Annotated in this window: 4 protein-coding genes; 1 reads left to right on the top strand and 3 read right to left on the bottom strand. The window is 69.1% G+C overall.

Going from position 1 to position 3,334, the window contains the following annotated elements; translation table 11 throughout:
* The coding region (locus tag AC5RWT_RS35900) for a hypothetical protein (RefSeq protein ID WP_494084385.1) at nt 1-367 on the top strand (367 nt) is incomplete at its 5' end.
* Nucleotides 368-471: 104 nt separating this feature from the next.
* Here AC5RWT_RS35900 and AC5RWT_RS35895 read toward each other — a convergent pair.
* The 3 genes from AC5RWT_RS35895 to AC5RWT_RS35885 all read right to left on the bottom strand — a co-directional run.
* A complete protein-coding gene (locus tag AC5RWT_RS35895; RefSeq protein ID WP_494084384.1) occupies nt 472-1,329 on the bottom strand; it encodes a glycosyltransferase family 2 protein in 858 nt (285 codons plus the stop codon).
* Nucleotides 1,326-2,852 carry a D-glycero-beta-D-manno-heptose 1-phosphate adenylyltransferase gene (gene rfaE2, locus AC5RWT_RS35890; protein ID WP_494084383.1) on the bottom strand — a complete coding sequence of 509 codons (1,527 nt, stop codon included), beginning with the start codon at nt 2,850-2,852 and terminating at the stop codon, nt 1,326-1,328. The genes AC5RWT_RS35895 and rfaE2 overlap by 4 nt, the downstream gene beginning before the upstream one ends.
* A partial coding sequence (locus tag AC5RWT_RS35885) for an aldehyde dehydrogenase family protein (RefSeq protein ID WP_494084382.1) occupies nt 2,849-3,334 on the bottom strand: 486 nt, incomplete at its 5' end. The genes rfaE2 and AC5RWT_RS35885, both read right to left, overlap by 4 nt.

Below are 3,334 nucleotides of genomic sequence, written 5' to 3'. Positions count from 1 at the left end.
CTCACCCGGGGTGTTCGAAGTGACCACCCCGGCCGGCCGGACCTACACCGACCGGCCCGGCGAAGACGTCGACGCGCCCGGCCAACCGGCCTACCCGTCCGCCGTCGCCGCCGCCCTCCCGGATGAGCACAGGCAACGAATCGAACCGCTGGTCGTACAACCGCCGACCCGACCCGGGCCGGGGGACGGATCCACCGATGACGATTGGCTGCCGGCCAGGCACCCCGCCCGCAAGAACCATGCAACGGGTGACCAGCAGAAAGAAGCGCCGTCACAGAGTCAACAACAGGACCCGCCACAGAACACGCCGCCACCAAGCCCACAACACGAACCGCGACCGAGTGAACAGGACTCGCCGCCGTTCTGAGGCCATGCCTGCCGCACTCGATGCCCACGGGCTGGCGTGATGGCCGCGGCCGCGGTGTCGCTCGACGGCGGAGCCGGAGAAATTCATGAGTGGGCAGGGCAACTTTATTCGCCCAGGATCACGTCCAAGGCCTCGGTGGAACGGTCGGTGACCGTGGTGGGCGATTCCAAGTGCACGGCGCCGGAGGGCAGGATGCCTGCGCCGCCATACCGTTCCATGACTCTCAATTGGGCCACCACGTCCTCGCCGGCGTGACCGGGCGGCAGCTCGCGCCAGAATTCGAAGCCGCCGCAGTCCAACAAGGCGTCCCGCCGGAACAGCACGCAGCCGCCGGCCCACGCAATCTTGTACAGCCGCCAACTGCCTTCGGGAATCCCAAGCCGCGCGGCGATATGGGTCAGATTGGCCGCGTTGTGCAGCTGCCAGCGGGTGAACCGTTCGTCGGAGCGGCGGATGCGCTCAGGACGCACCGGCCCATCCCACAGTTCGAATGGTTCTTGCTCCGCCGGGCGAACATCCTGCAGGAAAGACATGCCTTGCACGGCCGCGCCAATAAACCCGCAGCCTGCTTCGCGGATGGCAGCGGTCATCCTGGCCAACATGCCCGGCTCCAGCCACACATCGTTATCCAGGAACAGCACGAGTTCGGCCGTGGCCAGGTTGAGCAAGAAGTCGCGCTGCTCGGCCAGACCACGCCGGGGCAGATGCCATTCCAGCCTGACCGGCCGGCCTTGGGCTTCCAGCACCCTGACCATCGCAGCGACTGCAGGATGCTCCCAGACAGGCGCTGCGTCGGACTGATCGCTGACCACCACGGAGAAGGCCGGGCCGTCCTGGGACGCCAGCCCGGAGAGCGTCACCGCCAGCTCAGCCTCCCGACCATAGCTGGGCACCAGGACATTCAGCTCAGGCTCTGATCTCGGTGGTGGCACGGCCCAGCTGCCCGAACCCCTGCGGCTCATGCCAGATCGGTTCCTGCTGCCTGAGGCGTGCCGGTTTCTGCCGTCGGCGCCGAGCCACGGATGCGCCGGACCACGGCGGTCGTGGAGTGGTCGGCGACGTAATCCAGGATGCAGACCTCGCCGCCGCAGGCCTCCACCACTGCCGTTTCCTCGAGCATCTCCGGCGAGTAATCCCCGCCTTTCGCATAGATATCCGGCCGGATCGCTTCGATCAGCGGGATGGGCGTGTCGGTGTCGAAGACGGTCACGTAGTCCACGCAGCTGAGGGCAGCGACGATGCCGGCCCGGTCCGCAGCTGCGTTGATCGGCCGGTCCGGTCCCTTGAGGCGCCTGGCGGACGCGTCGCTGTTCAGCGCCACCACCAGCACATCGCCCAACTGCTTGGCCTGGGTCAGGTAGCGGGTGTGCCCGCGGTGCAGCACGTCAAAACATCCGTTCGTCAGCACAATCCGCCGGCCCGCCGCCCGCTCGGAAGCTACGGTCTGGCCGAGCTCTTCCGCGTCCAGGGCTGCGTCGGAAAAGGTCCCCAGGTGCGCGGCCAGATCCGTTGTACTGCAAACCGAGGTGCCACGCCGGTGCACCACCACATCGGCGGCGGCCTGGGCCAAATCTAGGCTGGTGCTCAGCGGCAGGCCGGCGGCCCGAGCCAGGGTCAGGCACGCCACGTATGTGTCGCCGGCTCCCGACGCCTGCTTCTCGCTGACCGGGCTTGCCCACGTCCTGTGGGTTCCGCCGTCGTGCATCATCAGGAGGGAACCGTCCTTGTCGAGCGTGACGACGGCGGCGCCGGCACCGGTTGCTGTGAGCAGCTTGGCTGCATGACCGGACACTACGGCAGCCCGGTCCGTGTCCGGGTCCAGCGTCACGCCCAGCAGGGCGGCAGCCTCTGCGGCGTTCGGGGTGACGAGGTCCGGCGCGATCCCCGACCACAGCCGCGGGTCATGGGCGTCGACCACCAGCAGCCTGCCGCCGCGGTGACGGGCCAGCACGCTACGCACGGCATCGCCCAACCCGCCGGTGCCGTAGTCGCAGACCACCACCGCGTCGCTGCCGGTCAGGGCAGTGGGCACGGCCGCAGCCAGCTGTCCCTGGGCCGCTTCCGGAACTCTGTTCATGGTCTCGTCCAAGCGCAGCATGATCTGGTCGCCGCCGATGATGCGGTACTTGGTGGTGGTCAGGACATCTTCATGTTCAACCAGGCCCGCGGTGTCCACCCCCGCCCCCTCAAGCAGGGAGCGTAGCCGCCGTCCGGCGTCGTCCGGTCCAATCAAGCCGACCATCCGCACGCGTGCGCCGAGGGCGGCAAGGTTCATGGCCGTGTTGGCGGCGCCGCCGGGCGCGTACTCCCGTTTGGTCATGTCCACCACCGGTGCCGGCGCCTCCCGGCAGAACCGTTCGATGCGTCCGCTGAACCAGCCGTCCAGCATCACGTCGCCCACCACGGTGACCTGCGGCGCGGCCTCGGCCAGCCGGGCCGGCAGCCAGCCGGCGAGCCCGGAGACATCCGACAGCGGGCTGCTCATGGCCGTGCTCCGCCGGGCAGACCCATATGGACCACTTTGACCGCACTGAATTCGTCCAGCAGCTCGGGCCCGTAGCCGAAGCCTGCGCCGCTGTCCCGGCGGGGCTGGGCGGAACCGCCTGGCGCGCCGCCGAAAACGGCGTTGACCTTGACGGTGCCGACCTGGAGCGCCACCACGGCGCGGTGCGCATGTTCCATGTCCGCCGTCAGTACATTGGCGGCCAGGCCGTACCGGCCTTCCGCCGCGAGACGCAGCCCGTCGTCAAAGCTGTCAACCACCTGGACCGGGGCCACCGGGCCGAAGGTCTCCTCCTGCATCACGGCCATGTGCCCGGCGCAGTCCAGCAGGACGGTGGCCGGGTAGTGCGCCCCGGGGCCTTCGGGCACCGCACCGCCTTCCGCCGCAGCCGCACCAAGCGAAAGCGCCTCGGCCACCTGCGCGTGGACGCTGTCCCGGAGCCTGCGGTCCACCAGCGGGGCCAT

It is taken from the genome of Arthrobacter sp. Dra40 (assembly GCF_059091905.1).
The sequence above is the reverse complement of the archived record's forward strand: the minus strand, read 5'-3'. Positions and strand labels throughout refer to the sequence as shown.